The 1,197-nt window shown below is 38.7% G+C and carries 2 pseudogenes; both read right to left on the reverse strand.

The features are described from left to right. A pseudogene (locus tag ACFIJP_RS09195) lies at positions 1-317 on the reverse strand (hypothetical protein); the annotation flags it as partial. Between the two features lies 1 nt (position 318). Continuing rightward, positions 319-1,197: pseudogene (locus ACFIJP_RS09200) on the reverse strand (hypothetical protein); the annotation flags it as partial.

Consider the following 1,197-nt stretch of genomic DNA (forward strand, 5'->3'; position numbering starts at 1 on the left):
CTTATTGCCAACTCATCATCAGAATCACGTCCTGCCGCTGTAATCCCCGCAATCTCATCATCTAAATTAAAACTCAAACCATGCTTTAAAGAATTCCAAAAGGCTTCACTTTCACTTATTTCGGGATGTTCTGCTTCTTCCTCATAAGAATGGTTGTTATAGTCTGATATGTGTCCAATAATAGGATATTGATCATCATTCCAAATCTGACTATTTGAAGAGCGTTTATTATAATCTGTTATATGTCCAATAATAGGATACTGATCATCATTCCAAACCTGACGTTTTCCAACGTTATCATTCTTATGATTAAGCATTTTAGTATCTCTTTATTCTAATATTACCATCTGCATCTTGAATTTTTGTTCCTATCTCAAATTTAGCGCTCTCTTTGGGACTGGATACCTTCACAAACTCCATAACGCCTTTTTTCTGAGTATTATATTTATCAGAGATTTCTTGAGGGGTTATCTTCCCCGTCATCCAATCATGCAAATCAGTTTTCTGAAGCTTATTTAAAGCATTAAATGTTATTTCAAGATTTTCTAAAGTTTTCAGTAGCCCTTTTGTATTACGCGCAGAATCTAAAGAACCAAAGGTTGCTACCATCGTCCGACTTTCGTAATCTGATATAGGACCAACACTAAGACTTCCTCTAGGATCCATCGATTTTAAGCTCTCAAATACCGCCTTTAAAGCACCACCCTTAATCGTATCAAATAAATTTTCTAATTCATTCGCAGGAGTTCCTCCAATTCCACGCGTAGCCCACGCCTTAAACCCGTTAATCTTATGTTTGCGAATGAGTGCAATCGAATCACGAATAGCATCTATCCCAGCGTTCATCTGATGTTTTGTGGCAATAATATTTTTTTGCTTTTTACCCTCCCACTCTTTCTGTGCTTGTAGCTTCTGATTATACTCCAATGCCTGTAGAGTCCCTGACATCGGTCTCTGTCCACGTTCACCTGTCTCTGGATCGGTATACCATTCATGCCCCGCAAGTAGTTTAGGAGTATCACCACCTGTTAGCAATGCACTAAGCATTTGAGGATTCCGTGCCATGACAGCAGCTTCTTCTTCGCTATATCCTTTAGATTTCAGATACTCGACGGTCTGATTAACCTGCCCTCTTTTTTCTCTTTCCATATCACCACGACGAAGATTCATAGCTGCATTCGCTAAACTTTGTGCTAT

The sequence above is a fragment of the Bartonella sp. MU37NMGALS genome (assembly GCF_042194015.1).
Classification (GTDB): Bacteria; Pseudomonadota; Alphaproteobacteria; order Rhizobiales; family Rhizobiaceae; genus Bartonella; species Bartonella grahamii.